16 protein-coding genes and 1 pseudogene are annotated in these 17,021 nt (G+C 69.9%); 8 read left to right on the forward strand and 9 right to left on the reverse strand.

Annotation, left to right across the window (positions count from 1 at the left end; translation table 11 throughout):
* Nucleotides 1-27: 27 nt before the first annotated feature.
* Both ACY34J_RS17970 and ACY34J_RS17975 read right to left on the reverse strand, forming a co-directional pair.
* The gene (locus tag ACY34J_RS17970) at nt 28-3,240 is read right to left on the reverse strand and encodes an NACHT domain-containing protein (RefSeq protein ID WP_462727534.1); all 3,213 of its coding nucleotides are present in this window, start codon (nt 3,238-3,240) and stop codon (nt 28-30) included.
* A 2-nt stretch (nt 3,241-3,242) separates the two neighbouring features.
* On the reverse strand, nt 3,243-3,575 hold the full coding sequence (locus tag ACY34J_RS17975) for a trypco2 family protein (protein WP_462727533.1): 333 nt from the start codon (nt 3,573-3,575) through the stop codon (nt 3,243-3,245).
* Between the two features lie 226 nt (nt 3,576-3,801).
* Here ACY34J_RS17975 and ACY34J_RS17980 point away from each other — a divergent pair, with 226 nt between their 5' ends.
* The 3 genes from ACY34J_RS17980 (at nt 3,802) to ACY34J_RS17990 (ending at nt 6,159) form a co-directional block, all read left to right on the forward strand.
* A complete protein-coding gene (locus ACY34J_RS17980; RefSeq protein WP_462727532.1) occupies nt 3,802-4,923 on the forward strand; it encodes an NAD-dependent epimerase/dehydratase family protein in 1,122 nt (373 codons plus the stop codon).
* A 143-nt stretch (nt 4,924-5,066) separates the two neighbouring features.
* Nucleotides 5,067-5,915, forward strand: coding sequence for a helix-turn-helix domain-containing protein (locus tag ACY34J_RS17985; RefSeq protein ID WP_462727531.1), 849 nt, complete (start codon nt 5,067-5,069; stop codon nt 5,913-5,915).
* Nucleotides 5,875-6,159, forward strand: coding sequence for a DUF397 domain-containing protein (locus ACY34J_RS17990; RefSeq protein WP_462727530.1), 285 nt, complete (start codon nt 5,875-5,877; stop codon nt 6,157-6,159). The genes ACY34J_RS17985 and ACY34J_RS17990 overlap by 41 nt, the downstream gene beginning before the upstream one ends.
* A 348-nt stretch (nt 6,160-6,507) precedes the next feature.
* Here ACY34J_RS17990 and ACY34J_RS17995 read toward each other — a convergent pair whose 3' ends face one another.
* Nucleotides 6,508-6,951: a universal stress protein gene (locus tag ACY34J_RS17995; RefSeq protein WP_462727529.1), complete on the reverse strand. Its 444-nt coding sequence runs from the start codon at nt 6,949-6,951 to the stop codon at nt 6,508-6,510.
* Nucleotides 6,952-7,026: 75 nt separating this feature from the next.
* Nucleotides 7,027-7,657 (reverse strand): annotated as a pseudogene (locus ACY34J_RS18000) (hypothetical protein).
* Between the two features lie 163 nt (nt 7,658-7,820).
* On the opposite strand from ACY34J_RS18000, the gene ACY34J_RS18005 reads away from it, so the two are divergent.
* Entirely contained in the window at nt 7,821-8,753 is a 933-nt protein-coding gene (locus ACY34J_RS18005; RefSeq protein ID WP_462727528.1) for a hypothetical protein, read from the forward strand.
* Between the two features lie 15 nt (nt 8,754-8,768).
* Here the strand turns inward: ACY34J_RS18005 and ACY34J_RS18010 are convergent, their stop codons facing one another.
* Entirely contained in the window at nt 8,769-9,215 is a 447-nt protein-coding gene (locus ACY34J_RS18010; RefSeq protein WP_462727527.1) for a MarR family winged helix-turn-helix transcriptional regulator, read from the reverse strand.
* Nucleotides 9,216-9,340: 125 nt separating this feature from the next.
* On the opposite strand from ACY34J_RS18010, the gene ACY34J_RS18015 reads away from it, so the two are divergent.
* Both ACY34J_RS18015 and ACY34J_RS18020 read left to right on the forward strand, forming a co-directional pair.
* Complete coding sequence (locus ACY34J_RS18015; protein WP_462727526.1) at nt 9,341-10,360, forward strand: NADP-dependent oxidoreductase; 1,020 nt, start codon at nt 9,341-9,343, stop codon at nt 10,358-10,360.
* Between the two features lie 215 nt (nt 10,361-10,575).
* Nucleotides 10,576-11,397, forward strand: a complete 822-nt coding sequence (locus ACY34J_RS18020; RefSeq protein WP_462727525.1) for an EI24 domain-containing protein — start codon at nt 10,576-10,578, stop codon at nt 11,395-11,397.
* A gap of 9 nt (nt 11,398-11,406) precedes the next feature.
* Here ACY34J_RS18020 and ACY34J_RS18025 read toward each other — a convergent pair whose 3' ends face one another.
* Entirely contained in the window at nt 11,407-12,333 is a 927-nt protein-coding gene (locus ACY34J_RS18025) for an SGNH/GDSL hydrolase family protein (protein ID WP_462727524.1), read from the reverse strand.
* Between the two features lie 462 nt (nt 12,334-12,795).
* Between ACY34J_RS18025 and ACY34J_RS18030 the strand changes: the two genes are divergently transcribed.
* Complete coding sequence (locus ACY34J_RS18030) at nt 12,796-13,290, forward strand: DUF3145 domain-containing protein (RefSeq protein ID WP_462727523.1); 495 nt, start codon at nt 12,796-12,798, stop codon at nt 13,288-13,290.
* A 64-nt stretch (nt 13,291-13,354) separates the two neighbouring features.
* Nucleotides 13,355-14,233: an NAD(P)-dependent oxidoreductase gene (locus ACY34J_RS18035; RefSeq protein WP_462727522.1), complete on the forward strand. Its 879-nt coding sequence runs from the start codon at nt 13,355-13,357 to the stop codon at nt 14,231-14,233.
* A 78-nt stretch (nt 14,234-14,311) separates the two neighbouring features.
* Here ACY34J_RS18035 and ACY34J_RS18040 read toward each other — a convergent pair whose 3' ends face one another.
* From ACY34J_RS18040 to ACY34J_RS18050, 3 genes are all read right to left on the reverse strand, one after another.
* Nucleotides 14,312-15,598, reverse strand: a complete 1,287-nt coding sequence (locus tag ACY34J_RS18040) for a beta-ketoacyl-[acyl-carrier-protein] synthase family protein (RefSeq protein WP_462727521.1) — start codon at nt 15,596-15,598, stop codon at nt 14,312-14,314.
* 76 nt (nt 15,599-15,674) lie between these two features.
* Entirely contained in the window at nt 15,675-15,923 is a 249-nt protein-coding gene (locus tag ACY34J_RS18045; protein WP_004988657.1) for an acyl carrier protein, read from the reverse strand.
* A 60-nt stretch (nt 15,924-15,983) separates the two neighbouring features.
* Entirely contained in the window at nt 15,984-17,018 is a 1,035-nt protein-coding gene (locus ACY34J_RS18050; protein WP_462727520.1) for a beta-ketoacyl-ACP synthase 3, read from the reverse strand.
* Nucleotides 17,019-17,021 lie beyond the last annotated feature (3 nt).

Here is a 17,021-nt window from a genome sequence, read left to right on the forward strand (position 1 = left end):
ATATTCCAACGACATCTGGCAGGCCGGTCAGGGGATTTCGATGACGTTCAGCCTGGAACGGTCGTCCGGACCGATGAGGTCGGTTCCACTGCGGACGATGAGGTGCTTCAGTTGCGGCGGAACCGATGTCCGGCCGTATGTCTGGAACTCGGCCTGGAAATGGCTGAGATCCAGCACGGAGACGTTCGGGAAATGCCGCGAGATCAGGGTGAGGATCGGCTCGGACGGAGAGTCGCCGACCAGGGTCAGGTGCCGGATTCCAGCGGCAGTCTGGCGGGGTGGGAAGCAGTTGAGCGATATCGCCGCCGTCGTGAGCCGTTCCAGTTCCGGCAGGTTCCGAATCGCCTCCCAATCCGCCCGGTCAGATGGGCTGTTCCTCATCCCCAAGTCGAGGTATTGCAAGGTAGGCCAGTAACGGATGGCCTGGAGCCAGCCTTCAGGCGCCTCGGCGTGGGACAGCGAGAGCGTACGCAAAGGCGCGTTCCGGGGAAGGAAATCCGTACACGGGGGCACAAGGCGGACGTCCCCCGAAAAGCATTCCAGATGTGGCAACGACGCCACTCCGTGGAGCGATGTGATGTTGGGACAGCCGGCCACAGTGAGGCTGTGCAGCTCCGCCCAGGAGGCGAGGAAGCCGAGGTCGGTGAGGGAGCGGTTCGAGCTGATCAGAAGCTCGTGCGTCGTTCCGGGGAAAGGCTCGGCGAGTGCTGTTCGAGGGAGGTCGCCCCGCACGTGCAGCCGGGGCCAGCCGCCCAGATTCCGCACGGCCGCCATTTGCTCTGGGCTTCTGACCGTGAGCACTTCATCGTCCGGGAAGTACGAGATCACCTCCTCGGCATAGCGCGCCGCTTCGAACGAACCCCAGGCGTCGACGACCCGTTCCCGCACCCGGGGCCATGGTGCATGGCAAAACCTGGCGAGCAGCGGAAGCGCCGCATCATCGGCGATGCCCGCGGCCGTCTCCAGCAGATATCCCGCCTCCCACTCGGTGAGTTTCTCCGGGCCCGGGAGCAGTTCCAGGACGATCGGGCCGGCCTCGATCAGCGCGCTGGCCTCTTCGAAACTGCGCGGTGGAATGACTCGCGACACCCTGTCCTCCACCAATTTGCGCACCTCGGCGTCCAGTTCCGATACGTGTTCCAGGCACGCCATGGCGAGGATGTGGATACGCCGGTCGCCGCGCTCGTCGCCGAGCGCGATCAGGTCCTTCAGGAAAGTCGCGCATTCCTTGGGCCGGGCATGGGAGACCGCCATGCGGATCACGTCTTCCCATTGCGTCTTCGTCGCGTTCTCGCGCAGCAGGCCGAAGTCGCCCTCCTCCACGGCGGCCTTCGCGGCCAGGAAGTCCTGGAACGTACGGTGGACGAAGTCGACGGCATCCAGTGCCGGTTCACGCACAATGCCGCTGCGCAACAGCAGATGCTGCAGAACGTCGTCCGCGCCCCCCACCTTGGCCATCTGCGGAACGGAGGAAAGGGCGTCGTCGATGATGCGTATGGCGCGATGACGGTCCAGTTCGGGTTGTTGATTGCGGACCATCCAGTAGGCCAGCTTCTGAAGCAGCCGCACCTGTGGCTCCGGCGTGAGCTCTTTGCCGACGGCCTCGGAAATCCCCTTGCCGCGGTCCCGGCGTTCCAGCAGCATGACCAGGGCCGCGTCATACAGCTCCCTGCGGCCGTGCGGGAGATATCCCTCCCGATCGCGGTGGAGGGCGCAGATCAGCGCGCACATCAGCGGGTTCGTGGCCAACCGCGCCAGGTCCTGCCGGGTACGGATGGCCGTCAGAACGTCGCGGGCCAAAGACGGGTCAGCCCCGGTCGCGGTGTGCCAGCGCGTGACGAACTCCCTGACGCCGTCCCGGTTCATCGGCGCGAGGACCAGATCGGTGAACCGGTCGCGCACGAGCCAGTCCGAAGGGACAGCCGGTTCACGGGAGGTCACCAGCCAGAGGTTCCCCGGATAGGCGGCGATCAGATCGCGGATCCACTGACGCGTACGCGCTCGGTCCGGATTGGGGATCTCGTCGACACCGTCGACGAGAAGCAGACCGCGCCTCGCGGAGAGCACGCGGTCCGCCCAGCCCGTCGGCTGGGCGCCCGCGATCGGGCACCCCACGCCGGACAGAAAGCGCTCCGGTGACGGCAGGTCACCTCCGTCGCGGATGAGGGTGCGCAAGGGGAGGACGAACGGAACGCGTCCCTTGAGGTAGGCCATGTCCTCGTTCGCGTCACCGCCGGCCGCGGTCACCGCCAGCCACTGGATCAGGGTGGTCTTGCCCGATCCCGCGACCCCACGCAGCAGCACGCGGTCCCGGCCGGCCAGGGCCTGATCAGCCAGCAGCGGGGTGCGCTGCTGCCACGGGTCGCCGTGCGCGGCGGCCGGGGGCCTGCCCCCGTCTCCCTCGTCCTCGCAATGCGTGAAGGTGGCCTCCAAACGTAAGTAGGAGGCGTCCAAAGGCCACTCGCGTCCGTGGTTGAGGTCGACGCCGTAGATCGTGAGCTCGCTGTGCTTGGCGGCGACGTAGGCGGCGTAACGCCGTTCGAACTCCGCGTCCGGGTGCGCGGGCCGGAGCTCCGGAACCGGGCAGCCGTGACGCTTCAAGGCGCTGAAGAACCACAGGTCCTTCTCCGGAAGGTCGGCGACCGGGGTGAGCGTGATACGGCTGTCCGGCCAGCCGGCGGGAGCGGCACTGGCCACCCCGACGAGCAGGCCGTACGCGAACAGCGCGGCGCCGGAGAAGCCGGCCCACGCGGAGCCGTCGTCACCGCGCGATACGGGCGGCGCATGGTCGCTGTCGAGTACGTAACGGCCCGCCAGCAGGCCGCTGCCGGGCTTGAGCGTACCGATGAGGTGCTCGCTCTCAAGGCGGCCCTGGGCATCCCGCTGGGCATACGGAAAGCCGATCGCCTCGCAGTCCTTGATGGGCTCGGCGGTCAGGATCCTGCCCCAGTGCATGCTCGGCCAGGGGGCGTTTTCCGGAACGTCCGCGACCAGGGGCTCGTCCGCCCGGAGTAGTGCCACGTCACAGCCGGAGTCCTCACCCGACCACACGACCTTGCAGGGCTTGGGGCCACGGCCGCCGACGCTGACGGCACGGATCGGACCTGCGGCCTGACGTACGACATGGGCGGCGGTCAGGACGATGGACGGTGCGAGCAGATAGCCGCTGCCCTGTCGATTTCCGCACAGGACGGCGGCCACTCGTTCCGGTACGGGGCCGCCGACATCGGCCAAGGGCACGCTCAGCTCCGGTCTGCGGCGGTGAAGCCGCCGACATCACCTTCGTCATCGGCGGCGATGAGCCAGTCCTGGCCCGTCTTGACGTTCTTCGGCTTCAGGCTGAACGAGACCTTGTGGGTACGGGCCTTGGCGGCCGACCCCTCCGCGCCCGCGTCGATGACCCACGCCTTGACGCCGCCCTTCGCGCGTACGTCGCGGCGGACCTCCACTGTGAACTCCATCTGGATCTCACCGAGCTCGAAGCGGATCTCGCTGTCCGTAGCCCGGGTGGCGGCCGCCAACAGGCCGTCGCGCACAGCCTCCACCGCGTCCGCAAGCTGAATCTCGTCGCTCACTGTTCCCCCCACCAGGCTCGGCGTCCCCGAAGGAGCGCCAAGCTACTGCATCGCCAGAGCCGTTGCGACGTTACTGATGAGTGCTGTTGGCGAGGCGGCCGGAAGAATCGTTTCGCGGCCTCCCGGCGCCCTTCGGCCCCCTGCCAACGGGCAGTTCACCGACGGCGATTCCGCTTACGGCGAGCAGTCGTCCGCGGTCCGCCGGGGTGCGGGCAGTGTGTGCACCATGAGACTTCTGATGCTGGGCGGGACGGGGTTCGTAGGGCCGGCCGTCGTGGAGGAGGCGCTGTCCCGAGGGTGGCGGGTGACGCTGTTCAACCGGGGCACGCGGGAGTTGCCGGACGGTGTGGGTGGGTTCCGGGTCCGGGGCCTCCGGGAGGGGGTTCCTGGACTGCGCACTCTCGGGCCTGGCGGCCCTGAGCACACTTTTACGTCCAGAAACCCCCTCCCTACGACCCCGCCCCCTCCCGCCGGTGCCACCGTCCTGCGTGGTGACCGCTTGCATCCGGACGAACTCGCCGCGCTGGCCGAGAGTGAGTGGGACCTCGTCGTCGACACCTGGACCGGGCGGCCCTCCGCGGTACGCGACGCGGCGCGGATGCTCGCCGGCCGGGCCGGGGCTTACGCCTATGTGTCCAGCGGGTCGGTGTACGCCGACCCCGTTCCGCCGGGCGCCGCCGAGAACGCGCCGGTGGTCGAGGCCTCGCCCGACGACGGCGAGGTCGAGTACGCGAGGGCGAAGGCCGGCGGAGAACTGGCCGTCCGGGCCGCCTTCGGTGACGACCGGTCGCTGCTCGTCCGGGCGGGCCTGATCCTGGGACCGGGCGAGGACATCGGCCGCCTGCCCTGGTGGCTCAACCGGATCGCCCGCGGCGGCCCCGTGCTGGCCCCGGGCCCGGCGGATCTCCAGCTCCAGTTCATCGACGCACGGGACCTGGCCGCCTGGACCTTGGACGCCGCCGAGCGCGGACTCGCCGGCCCGTACAACGTGGTCAGCCCCACCGGCCATACGACGATGGGTGAGTTGCTTCAGGCGTGCGTGGATGTGACGGGCTCCGACGCGCGACTGTGCTGGGCCGACCCGGAGCCGATCCTCGCGGCCGGTGTTCAGCCCTGGATGGACCTGCCCATCTGGCTCCCGCCGGGCGAGACGTACGACTTCATCCACCGCATGGAGGTTGCCAAGGCCGTCGCGGCGGGACTGCGGTGCCGCCCGGCCGCGGAAACGGTCGCCGACACGTGGGAGTGGCTGCAGGGCATCGGAGGGCAGCCACCGCAGCGTGCCGACCGGCCCGTACTCGGCCTGGCCCCCGAGGTGGAGGCCCAGATCCTGGCGACTCTGGGCTGAGCGCTGAAACTCCCTGAGGGGTCCATCAGCGGAGGGTAAATCATCCAATTCGCGCCACGGACAGCAGACTTGCTGACTACGTTGGGCTACGGAGCGAATACAACCCGCCGTGAGGTGTGGCGGGTTGGGCAAGGGGGTTATCCGTGGTGAACATCCGAGAGCTGGACCCGAGCGCGTCTCCGCTGCACTACTACGGCGCCGAGCTACGGCGCTTCCGCGAGGCGGCGGGTCTCACCCAGAATGCGCTTGGTGAGATCGTCAGTTACACGGGCTCGCTGATCGGTCAGATCGAGACGGCCCGGAAGGTCCCGACGCGCGAGTTCACACAGGTCGTGGATGCGGCCCTGGGCGCGGAGGGCGCCCTGTTGAGGCTGTGGCAATTGGTGATGCGCAGCCAGCTGCCGGGTTGGTTCCAGCCATACGCCGAAATGGAGGCCAGCGCCACCCACATCTACACCTTCCAGGCGCAGCTGGTGCACGGCCTGCTGCAAACCGAGGGGTACGCGCGTGCGGTGCTCGGCGCCGTACATCAGGACCGACTTGAGGAGCGGGTGGCGGCCCGGATGGAGCGCCAGCGCGTCCTGGAACGGGAGGAGAATCCGACGCTGTTGTGGGCGATCCTCGACGAGTCGGTCCTGCACCGCCCTCTTGGTGGTGCCGAGGTGATGTGGAATCAGCTGGCCCACCTGTTGAGCCTGCGGGACCGGGAATGGGTCCAGATCCAGGTGCTGCCGTTCTCGGCCGAGGCACACGCCGGGCTGCCGGGGTCGTTCAATGCCCTCCGCTTCGACGACCACCCGGACCTCGTCTACGACGAGGGCTATCAGCCGCGCATGACGGCTGATCCGCGCGAAGTCAAGGAACGTACACTCCGTTACGCTCTCCTCCAAGCCGCTGCCATGTCCGTTGAGGACTCGGCGGAGTTGATCGCCCGAATGATGGAGGAGCGCTATGGGGAGCAGCCCGGAGCTGACCGGAGCACGGTGGCGTAAGTCCAGCTACAGCGCCGATCACGGCGGCGACTGCGTTGAGTGCGCCCCGCTCGGCGGCGCCCAGTGGAGTAAGTCCAGCTACAGCGGCGACCACGGAGGCGACTGCGTCGAGATCGCAGCCCAGCCCTGCGCCGTGGCGATACGTGACTCCAAGGACCCCGACGGCCCCGTACTCACTGTCACGCCTGCCGCCTTCGCCGCCTTCGTCAGCGCCGCCGCGGCCGGGGAGTTGGGAGGGGTCTGAGTCCGGGGCGGGTACGGACGGGAGGGGTCGGGGTCGGAGGGGTGGGGGTCCTGGACGTAAAAGTGTGTCCAGGGCCGCCAGGCCCGAGGGCGCGCAGTCCAGGACCCCCACCTCGGAGGCCCCGGCCCCGGCACCAGCCACCGGGCGACCGCCCCCGGCAAACCGAGGCGGCAGCCGGGTACGCGCCGGCACCACCCCATGGGGCGACCGCTCCCGGCGAAACCGAGGCGGCAGCCGGGTACGCGCCGGCACCACCCACCCAGCGACCGCCCCCGGCAAAACCGAGGCGGCAGCCGGGCACGCACCGGCACCACCCACACATGGGAGCCCCCGGGTGGACGATCAGCGTCAGCGATCCCGTACGACAACCACCGTGCACGGCGCGTGCTGCGTCACATGCTGGCTGACCGAGCCGAGCAGCGCGCCCGCGAAGCCGCCGTGCCCGCGGCTGCCGACGACGAGGAGCGACGCGCCCTCGGCGGCCTCCAGCAGCACCTGTGTGGCGCCGCCCGGGCTGACCTGGGTGGCGAGGGGTACGGACGGGCGCGTCCCGATCGTCTCGCTGATCGTCTCGGAGAGGACATGTTCCGCTGCCTCGTTGATGGCGATGTCGTCCGGGGCCGCGGGCATCAGCCCGGCCCAGCTGTAGGGGCCCGGCCACTCCCACGCCATCACCACGTGCACCGAGCCGCCGGTGAGCCGGGCCTGCCGTACGGCCCACCGCAGAGCCTCCCGTGAGTGCTCGGAGCCGTCGACGCCCACCACGATCCGGCCGCCTGATGTGTCGGCCACGGACGCCTCCTCAGTTTCGCCGTATATGACAGGATTTCAGGTTAGCTGAGGGGTAATGGGTGGCCCTTGGTCCGATCAGCCCTCCAGTAGCCGTTGGAACAGGCCCCACGTGAACTCGGCGACGCATTCACGGCGTTCGCCCCCAGTGTCCGGGGCGGTGAAAGCGAGGCGCCAGCGTGTCGGAGCCGTGCCCTCCATCGGCCGGGCCGGGGGAAAGGCGTGCGCCACCTCGTCCACCGTGCAGCACCACGGACGCAGATCCTCCACCGTGCGCAGTTGCGGCCCGGAGGCTCCCGGCGCTCGTACGAGCCACTCGTTCCAGACCTGGCCGCCCGGGGCGGTGAGCACCTCGAACCGCAGATCCGGCCAGAGCGGCACCCGCCAGTACAGCGCCTCGCAGGTCAGCTCGCCGATTCGGCGGTGGCGGACCTCCTCGGGCGGGCCGAGCCAGGCCCGGTAGCGCTGCACGGCGCTGCGCGCCTTGCGGGTGGGGGCACCTCCCAGCGGTGGCTGGGAGCGGGTCATGGCCTGCCAACGACGGTTGGTCTCGCGCATCTCGGCCCGGCTGACACCGAGTTCGCGCAGGGCGGTTTCGACCAGTTCGGGCCTGGAAGTCGGCCATCCGCCGCAGCAGTACGAGCTGGAACATCAGCGGGCCGGGCAGCCCCGCGCCGGGTCGCTCGTCGGAGTCCGGGGTGGAGGTCATGCCGGCCATCCTCGCGCAGTCGTGCAGTCGGCAGCCGCAAGCCGGCACCCGGGGCCGTGTGGTGAACAATCCGTATCTGTCTGCCAGGCATGCGGGCTCGTCACGGAATCCTCACAAGATGCCGGTTCAACTGTTACCCGCGGACACATAATCTGCGGGCGCGATGGATTACTGCCCTTTCTGCCGACGGCACCTCAACGGCGCCCTGTGCTGCCCTGGATGCGGCCGGGCCGCGCCGGACTCCGCGTACGTACCTGAGCCCATGTACGTGCCGGGGCCTGCCGTGGCCGAGGGGCCCGGGCCGACTGCTCCGGCTCCTGAGTACCGCGAGTCGGTCGCTCCGGCTGCTGAATACCCGGGGCCGGCCGATCCGGCTCCCGGCTACCCCGAGTCGGCCGATCCGGCTCGCGGCTACCCCGGGCCGGCCGATCCGGCTCGCGGCTACCCCGGGCCGGCCGATCCGGCCTCGGAGCACCCCGAGTCGGCCGATCCGGACCCGGAGTCTCCGGAAGGCGGCGCGGCCGGGCGCCGCGCGGACCGTCGTGCGGAACGTCGCCAGGGCCGCCGCGCTGAGCGGCGAGCGGAATCACGTGCGGACCGCAAGGCCGCCGCGGTTCCGCCCGACCGGCGCGGGCGCCGGCGGGCCAAGAGCCGGGGTCGAAGAACGACCGTGGCGGCCGTGGTGCTGGGCGTGGCGCTGACCGGCTTCACCGTCGCGGAGGTCGCCACGGAGAAACCGTGGCATGCCCCGTGGGAGGACGAGACCGAGGCGACCAGCGCCGAGCCGTCTGCCGGCGACGGCACCCACAGCGCGACACCCGGTCGGAACGCCTCTCGCACGGCGTCTCCCAGCCAGAGCACACAGAGCGCGGAGGCCACGGCGTCCGAGAGCGCCAAGGACAAGTCCGAGGCCAAGAAGAAGTCGCCCAGTCCGAGCGCCGTATCCTCGACGGCCTCCAGCCGGCCCACTGCCTCTTCCGCCCCGCAGCCGGCCCCGCAACCCACGAAGACCGCTCAGCAGCCCCCGGCTCCGTCCTCGACCCCGCCGCCGGACCCCCAGCACAGCTGCACCCGCTTCCTGTGGTGGTGCGCCTGAGTCCGGGCGTCGGCCTCAGGTGGCCGTGCCGCCTTGGGCATCGAGGCCCAGCATGCGCTTGAGCAGGTCCCGCAGGACCGTGCGCTCCTGCGCCGAGAGGCCGGCCAGCGGCTCGCGGGCGAAGTCCAGCGAGTCGCGCAGCCGGGCGGCGGTCGCCCGGCCCTCCTCCGTGGGGGCGGCCAGCTTGACCCGGCGGTCGGCCGGGTCGGGGCGGCGCTCCACCAGCCCGCGGGCCTCCAGGCGGTCGATGATCCCGGTGACGTTCGAGGGCTCGCACTTGAGTTTCTGGGCGAGCTTGCGCATGGGCATCGGTTCGAGGGAGAGCAGTCCCAGTACCCGGGCTTGCGCGCCGGTGAGGGAATGCTGCGCCGCCGCGTCCTCGTACTCCTCGTAGTACCGGGCCACGACGGTCCCGATGAGTTCGACGACTTCGAGGGTCAGCGGGTCGCTACGTGAGGCCATGACACTCAGGCTACCGCTTTGCTTGACAAGCTGAAACATTCAGTCGCATTGTTGTTTTAGAATCTGAAGTATTCCGCGCAGCTGAAGGCCGACGCCCAGCCACCGCAGAAGGAGGCATCCACTCCATGTCCGCACTGCCGAAGACCGGTCGTGAATGGCACCTGGTCGCCCGTCCGCACGGCTGGCCCAAGCCCGAGGACTTCGCGCTGCGCGAGGCCGAGGTCCCCGTGCCCGGCCCCGGGCAGATCCTGGTCCGCAACACGCATATGTCCGTCGACCCGTACATGCGCGGCCGGATGAACGACGTGAAGTCGTATGTACCGCCCTTCCAGCTGAACCAGCCGATGGACGGCGGCGCCGTCGGGGAGGTCCTCGCCTCGAACGCCGAGGGCATCGCGGTCGGCGACCACGTGCTGCATGGCCTGGGCTGGCGCGAGTACGCGGTGCTGGACGCGGCGCACGCCGCGAAGGCTGACCCGGACCTCGCCCCGCTGAGCGCGTACCTCGGCGTGCTCGGCATGCCGGGGCTGACCGCCTATGCCGGTCTGCTGGAGGTCGCCTCGTTCAAGGAGGGCGACGCCGTCTTCGTCTCCGGAGCGGCGGGTGCGGTCGGCAGTCAGGTCGGCCAGATCGCCAAGCTCAAGGGCGCCTCGCGCGTCATCGGCAGCGCGGGCTCGGACGAGAAGGTCAAGCTGCTGGTCGAGGAGTACGGCTTCGACGCCGCCTTCAACTACAAGAACGGACCGGTCGCCGAGCAGCTGCGGGCAGCCGCCCCCGACGGCATCGACGTCTACTTCGACAACGTCGGCGGTGAGCATCTGGAGGCGGCGATCGGTGCCCTCAACGTGCACGGCCGCATCACGGTCTGCGGCATGATCGCGCAGTACAACGCGACCGAGCCGACGCCTGCTCCGCGGAACCTGGCCCTCGTCATCGGCAAGCGGCTGCGGATGCAGGGGATGCTCGTACGGGATCACGCGGCGCTCCAGCCGCAGTTCGTCCAGGAGGTCGCCGGATGGATCCGGTCCGGCGAGCTGCAGTACCGCGAGACCGTCGTCGAGGGCATCGAGAACGGCGTTGACGCCTTCCTGGGCATGCTGCGCGGCGAGAACGTCGGGAAGATGGTCGTCTCCCTCACCCGCTGACCCTTCCCCCGGCTACCTCCCCCAGCTACCGCCGGGAGGTGCCCCCAAGACCAGGTGTGCCCGTACTCCAACGCCACCCGCGGCAATATCGAGGTCACGCTGAACGTCGCCTGATCCGGCGACCCGTAGCGCGTACGAGCCGAGGCCCGCATCCCCGCGGCCGGGGGTGCGGCCCTCGGCCGCTGTGTGTCAGAGGCGACCGATATGGTGCCCGCATGCGTGATCTCGGGGCGGGCTTCGGCTACTTCATAAAGGGTCAGCGCTGGGTTGCCCAGCACACCCGGTGGTGGGGCTTCGGGCTGCTGCCCGCGCTCATCACCCTGGTGCTCTACGCCGGGGCCCTGGTCGGCCTCGGCTTCTGGGCGGATGACCTGACGGCCTGGGCCACCCCCTTCGCCGACGACTGGGGCTCGCCGTGGCAGGGGCTCTTCCGCGGCTTCCTCACGGCGCTGCTGTTCGTCGGCGGACTGCTGTTCGCGGCCGTGACCTTCGCGGCCGTGGCGCTCCTGATAGGCGAGCCGTTCTACGAGAAGCTGGCCGAGAAGGTCGAGGAGAGCGAGGGCGGTGCTCCGGACGGCCCGGACATGCCGCTGTGGCGCGAGCTGCTGATCTCGGCGCGCGACAGCGTGCGGGTGCTGCTGCGCGCTGCGGGCTTCGGGGTGCTCCTCTTCGCGCTGGGCTTCATCCCGGTCATCGGCCAGACCGTCGTACCGGCCATCGGCTTCTGTGTCTCCGGTTTCTTCCTCGCGCTTGAACTGAGCGGCGTAGCCTTCCAGCGCCGGGGCGTCCCGCTCACCGAGCGCCTGAGACTGCTGCGCGGGCGGCTGATGCTCACCCTTGGCTTCGGTGTACCGCTGGTGCTGCTGTTTCTGCTGCCGCTGGTCGCGGTCTTCCTGATGCCTGGCGCGGTCGCGGGTGCGACGTTGCTGGTCCGCGGTCTGCTGCCGCCGGAGCCCGCGCAGTCGGATGAGCCTGCGGTCATGGACAAGGCCGAGGAGATCCCCGGCTGGAACCAGCCGCCGTCCCGGCCGGCCTGAGCTGCGCCGTTACGGGGCCGCTGCGGTGACCCGCCGGTACGCCAGCTCAGCCAGCCGCTCCTGGCCCTGCTTGCTGGGGTGGAACCAGTCCCAGGCGCTCAGCTGCTGCGGGGAGAACAGATAGCGGAAGGCATCCCCGCCGTCGTAGCGGCACAGCCGGTCCCGGCCGCAGACCTCCTTCAGCGCGGTGTTGTAGGCCACCACCCGGTCGTACACCTGCTGCCGCCGGGCCACCGCCGCCGGGTCCATGTCATCGGGCCGGCTGAGCATCGACGCACAGATGCCAAGGCTCCAGATCTGCTTGCCGCGCGGGTTGTTCCGCCCCTGGGCCCAGACCCGTTTCAGGTCCGGCACGCTCGCCACGTACACCTGCGTCTTCGGCAGCGCCTGCCGCAGCTGCTTCAGGGATTTCTCGAACGTGGCGCGGAAGTCGGCGACCGGGGTCATGGCGGCGACGCTGTCGCGGCAGGCGTCGTTGGCGCCCAGCATCACGGTCACCAGGTCCGGCTTCCGGTTCACCGCGGCGGCCATCTGCTGCGGGAGGTCGGCCATCCGGGCGCCGGTGCGGGCGAGGTTCCAGCTGTTGCGCCCGGCGGTCTTCAGCAGTCGCTGGGCCAGGCTGTTGACCGCCGGGTCCGTGCCCGTGGCCCAGGATGCCTTCGGGCAGTCGGACAGCACCTGGCAGGCGTCGAAGGCGCGGGTGATGGAGTCGCCCAGGGCCGCGATGGAGTCGGGGCTGGTGTTCCACGCCTGCCCCGGCCGGTGGGAGGGGCGGTGCTCGGAGCGGGACGCGGCCGGGGATGTGGCGCTGCCCGGCGCCCCGTCACCGGAGGAGCAGCCGACGAGGCCGGCTCCGGCGAGGACGGCCGCTGCGGCGAGCAGGGCGGCGAGTCGCCTTCGGACACCTCCGGGGACGGGCCGATGGCTGTCCCGCATGCCGTGCTCCCTTCCGGCGTTGAGCGCCGATGGCTTGATCTTTTCCCTTAGGGGGACGAATTGGGCCGCTCGGGCGTTCCCCAATCGGGGGTTAGGGGCGTCCCCGCGAGTGAATGCTTGGGGATTGAACTCCGAGACCGACGGTACGTCGCCCGCGGACCGCTGACGCACGGTAGCTTTTCCCCGTGGCGGTCCGGCCGCGACCCCCCGTACGGGGGAAGCGACCTGACGGCCCGTCGAACCCAGAGGAGAGTGCACGTTCCACGCAACGGTAAGCTTCACCGCGTCACACGCTGTCCACTTTGAAGAGAATTGCTCCCCCATGGTGTTTACTGTAAGTCACCTCGGGAGCTGGTACGGAAGTGACCTTTGGGGCAGGATGTCAAGTGCTGTCCCGGACGCGATCGGTACGGGCACGAGGCCGCTGGGGAAGGCGAACCTCGTCCCACACTGGAGGTCCCGGTGACGACACGTGGAGTTCTGTACGTGCACTCCGCACCGCGTGCGCTGTGCCCGCACGTCGAATGGGCTGTCGCGGGCGTCCTTGGCGTGCGCGTGAGCCTCGACTGGATCAGACAGCCGGCCTCTCCGGGGACCTGGCGCGCCGAGTTCTCCTGGCAGGGGGAGCCGGGCACCGCCTCCAAACTGGCCTCCGCGCTGCGCGGCTGGCATCTGCTCCGCTTCGAGGTCACCGCCGAGCCCTGCCCCACCGCCGAGGGCGAGCGCTACAGCTCCACTCCGGACCTGGGCATCTTCCACGCCGTCACCGGTATCCACGGAGACATCCTGATCCCCGAGGACCGGCTGCGCGCCGCGCTCGCCCGTGCGAGCCGCGGCGAGACCGAGCTCGAGTCGGAGATCGCCAAGCTGCTCGGCAAGCCGTGGGACGACGAGCTCGAACCCTTCCGCTATGCCGGCGAGGGCGCGCCGGTCCGCTGGCTGCATCAGGTCGTCTGATCCCGCCACCCGTTACCGAGCGTCACCTTGGCCAGGAGTACGGTTCACGTCGTACCGTCGGGACATGCCTGACAGAACCTCAGTAGCAGTCCTGGGCACCGGGATCATGGGCTCGGCCATGGCCCGCAATCTGTGCCGCGCCGGGCTGGATGTCCGGGTCTGGAACCGTACCCGTGAGAAGGCCGAGCCGCTGGCCGCGGACGGCGCCCGGATCGCCGACGACCCGGGGGCCGCCGTCGAAGGCGTCGATGTCATCGTCACCATGCTGTTCGACGCGGCCGCCGTGCTCGCCGCGATGCGCAGCGCCGCCGCCTCGCTGAGCCCCGGCACCGTATGGGCCCAGTCCACGACCGTGGGCCTGACGGACCTTCAGCCGCTCGCGGCGTTCGCCGCCGAACACGGCCTCGACTTCGTCGACTCCCCTGTGCTCGGGACCCGGCAGCCTGCCGAAGAGGGGCAGTTGACCGTACTCGCCGCCGGTTCCGCGTCGGCCCGCCGTACCCTCGCGCCGGTCTTCGACGCGGTGGGGAGCCGTACGCTCTGGCTGGCCGAGGACAGCGCGAGCGGCGCCGCCACCCGGCTCAAGCTCGTCTGCAACAGCTGGGTACTGGCTCTCACCAACGGTGTCGCCGAAGCGCTCGCGCTCGCCGAGGGCCTGGGCGTGGAGCCGCAGGGCTTCCTGGACGCGGTCGCGGGCGGGGCGCTGGACTGCGGGTATCTCCGGTTCAAGGCCGACGTGATCATGTCCGGGGCCTACATCCCTCCCAGCTTCTCGGTGTCGACGGCCAAGAAGGACGCGGAGCTCATCGTCGAGGCGGGCGAGGAGGCCCGGGTACGGCTGGATGTGGCGGCCGCTGGGCGCGAGCGGTTTCGCCGGGCCGAGGAACAGGGCCACGGGGACAAGGACATGGCGGCCAGTTGGTTCGCCAGTTTCACGGAGTAAGCCCCGGCGCTTCGTCGGAGAAAGCCATCGCCCACCCGCCCTCCGCAGGAGGGCGGGTGGGCGACGGGCAAGCGGGGATCAGACCGACCGGAACGCCAGGACGACGTTGTGGCCGCCGAAGCCGAACGAGTTGTTCAGGGCCGCGATCGTGCCCTCGGGCAGCGCGCGGGCCTTGTCGCGCACGATGTCCGCGTCCGCCTCGGGGTCGAGGTTGTCGATGTTGATCGTCGGCGGGGCGAGCCGGTGGTGCAGCGCCAGGATGGTCGCGACGGTCTCCACACCGCCCGCACCACCGAGGAGGTGGCCGGTCATGGACTTGGTGCCGGACACGGCCATGTGGTCCACATCGTCGCCGAAGATCTTGCGCAGCGCCTTCAGCTCCGCGAGGTCGCCCTGCGGGGTGGAGGTGGCGTGCGCGTTGATGTGCACGATGTCCACCGGCTTGACGTCCGTACGGGCCAGCAGGTTCTGCAGGGCGTGCGCGATGCCGTTGCCGGAGGGCTCGGGCTGCACGATGTCGTGGCTGTCGGCGGAGATGCCCTGGCCGAGCGCTTCGGCGTAGATCCGCGCACCGCGCGCGGCGGCGTGCTCCGCCGACTCCAGGACGATCACACCGGCGCCCTCGCCGAGCACGAAGCCGTCACGGGCGGTGTCGTACGGGCGCGAGGCGCCCTGCGGGTCGTCGTTGTTCTTCGACATCGCCATCATGTTGCCGAACGCGGCGATCGGCAGCGGGTGGATCGCCGCCTCGGTGCCGCCCGCGACCACCACATCGGCGCGGCCGGTGCGGATCATCTCGACGGCATAGCCGATGGCCTCGGCGCCCGACGCGCAGGCGCTGACCGGGGTGTGCACGCCCGCCCGGGCGTTGACCTCCAGGCCGACGTTGGCCGACGGGCTGTTCGGCATCAGCATCGGGACGGTGTGCGGGGAGACCCGGCGGACGCCCTTCTCCTTCAGCACGTCGTACTGGTCGAGGAGGGTGGTCACACCGCCGATGCCGGAGGCGATGACCGAGCCGAGGCGGTCCGGGTCCACCGAGCCCGCCGCGCCGGCGGCTGATGTCATCGGCTCGCCGGCCTTGCCGGTGAAACCGGCATCCGCCCATGCCTCGCGGGCCGCGATCAGCGCGAACTGCGCCGAGCGGTCCAGCTTGCGGGCCTGCGTACGGGGGATGATCTCGCCCGGCTCCACGGCGATCTGCGCGGCGATCTGCACCGGCAGCTGCTCGGCCCACTCCTGCCGCAGGGGGGTGACTCCGGAACGGCCCGCGATCAGGCCCTCCCAGGTCGATGCGGTGTCGCCACCCAGCGGTGTGGTTGCGCCGATACCGGTGACGACCACAGTGCGGTTGGTCGCGTTCACAGGAATTCTTCTCTCCACGATTCGAGGACGATGAATCAACGGCGCCACCGGCCGGGTGGCGACAACAGCGTCTGGCTCAGGCCTGGTGCTTGAGGATGTACTCGGTGGCGTCACCCACGGTCTTGAGGTTCTTGACGTCGTCGTCCGGGATCTTCACGTCGAAGCGCTCCTCGGCGGCGACAACGACCTCGACCATGGACAGCGAGTCGACATCCAGGTCGTCGGTGAAGGACTTGTCCAGCTGGACGTCCTCGACCGGAATACCGGCGATCTCGTTCACGATCTCGGCGAGACCGGCGACGATCTCTTCCTGAGTGGCGGCCATGTGTGGCGCTCCTTCGATGTGTTTCAGTGGTGAGTGAGTGCCCGGAAGGTCCGGGCCTGCCTAGGGGAGAGTAACGACCGTGGCGGCGTAGACGAGACCCGCCCCGAAGCCGATGACGAGCGCGGTGTCGCCGCTCTTCGCCTGCCCGGTCGCCAGCAGCCGCTCCATCGCGAGCGGAATCGAGGCGGCCGAGGTGTTGCCGGTGGTCTCCACGTCCCGGGCGACCGTGACGTGCTCCGGCAGTTTGAGGGTCTTCACCATCGAGTCGATGATCCGCATGTTGGCCTGGTGCGGAATGAAGACATCCAGGTCGTCCGCGCTGACCCCGGCCGCGTCCAGCGCCTGCTGGGCGACCTTCGCCATCTCGAACACCGCCCAGCGGAAGACCGTCTGGCCCTCCTGGCGGATCGCGGGGAACTTCAGCTCGCCGTCCTCACCGAGCGGCAGCTCGGCGGGGTCGCCGACACGGAAGCGGTCCCATGCGACGGTCTGGGTGATGACGTCCGCCTTGTCGCCCTCCGAGCCCCAGACCGTGGGACCCATGCCGGGCTCCTCGGACGGGCCGACGATGACCGCGCCCGCGCCGTCGCCGAAGAGGAAGGCGGTGGAGCGGTCGGTCACATCGGTCAGGTCCGACAGCCGCTCCACACCGACCACCAGCACGTACTGCGCACTGCCCTCGAGGACCAGGCCCTTGGCGATGGTCAGGCCGTAGCCGAAGCCCGCGCAGGCGGCGGAGATGTCGAAGGCGGCCGCCTTGTCGGTGCCCAGCCGGGCCGCGATCTCCGTGGCGATGGCCGGGGTCTGCTTGAAGTGCGAGACCGTCGAGATGATTACCGCGCCGACCTGCTGGGCCGTGATGCCGGCGTCCGCGATGGCCTTGCCGGCCGCCGCGATGGACATCTCCGCGACCGTCTCATCGGGCCCTGCCCAGTGCCGGGTCGCGATCCCCGAGCGGGTACGGATCCACTCGTCGGAGGAGTCGATGTGCTTCAGGATCTCCTCGTTCGGCACCACACGGGTCGGGCGGTAACCGCCGACACCGAGAATGCGCGCGTACGGCGAACCCTTGCTTGGCTTGATCTTCGCGGTCATGCT

The sequence above is a fragment of the Streptomyces sp. HSS9-12 genome, from assembly GCF_054963655.1.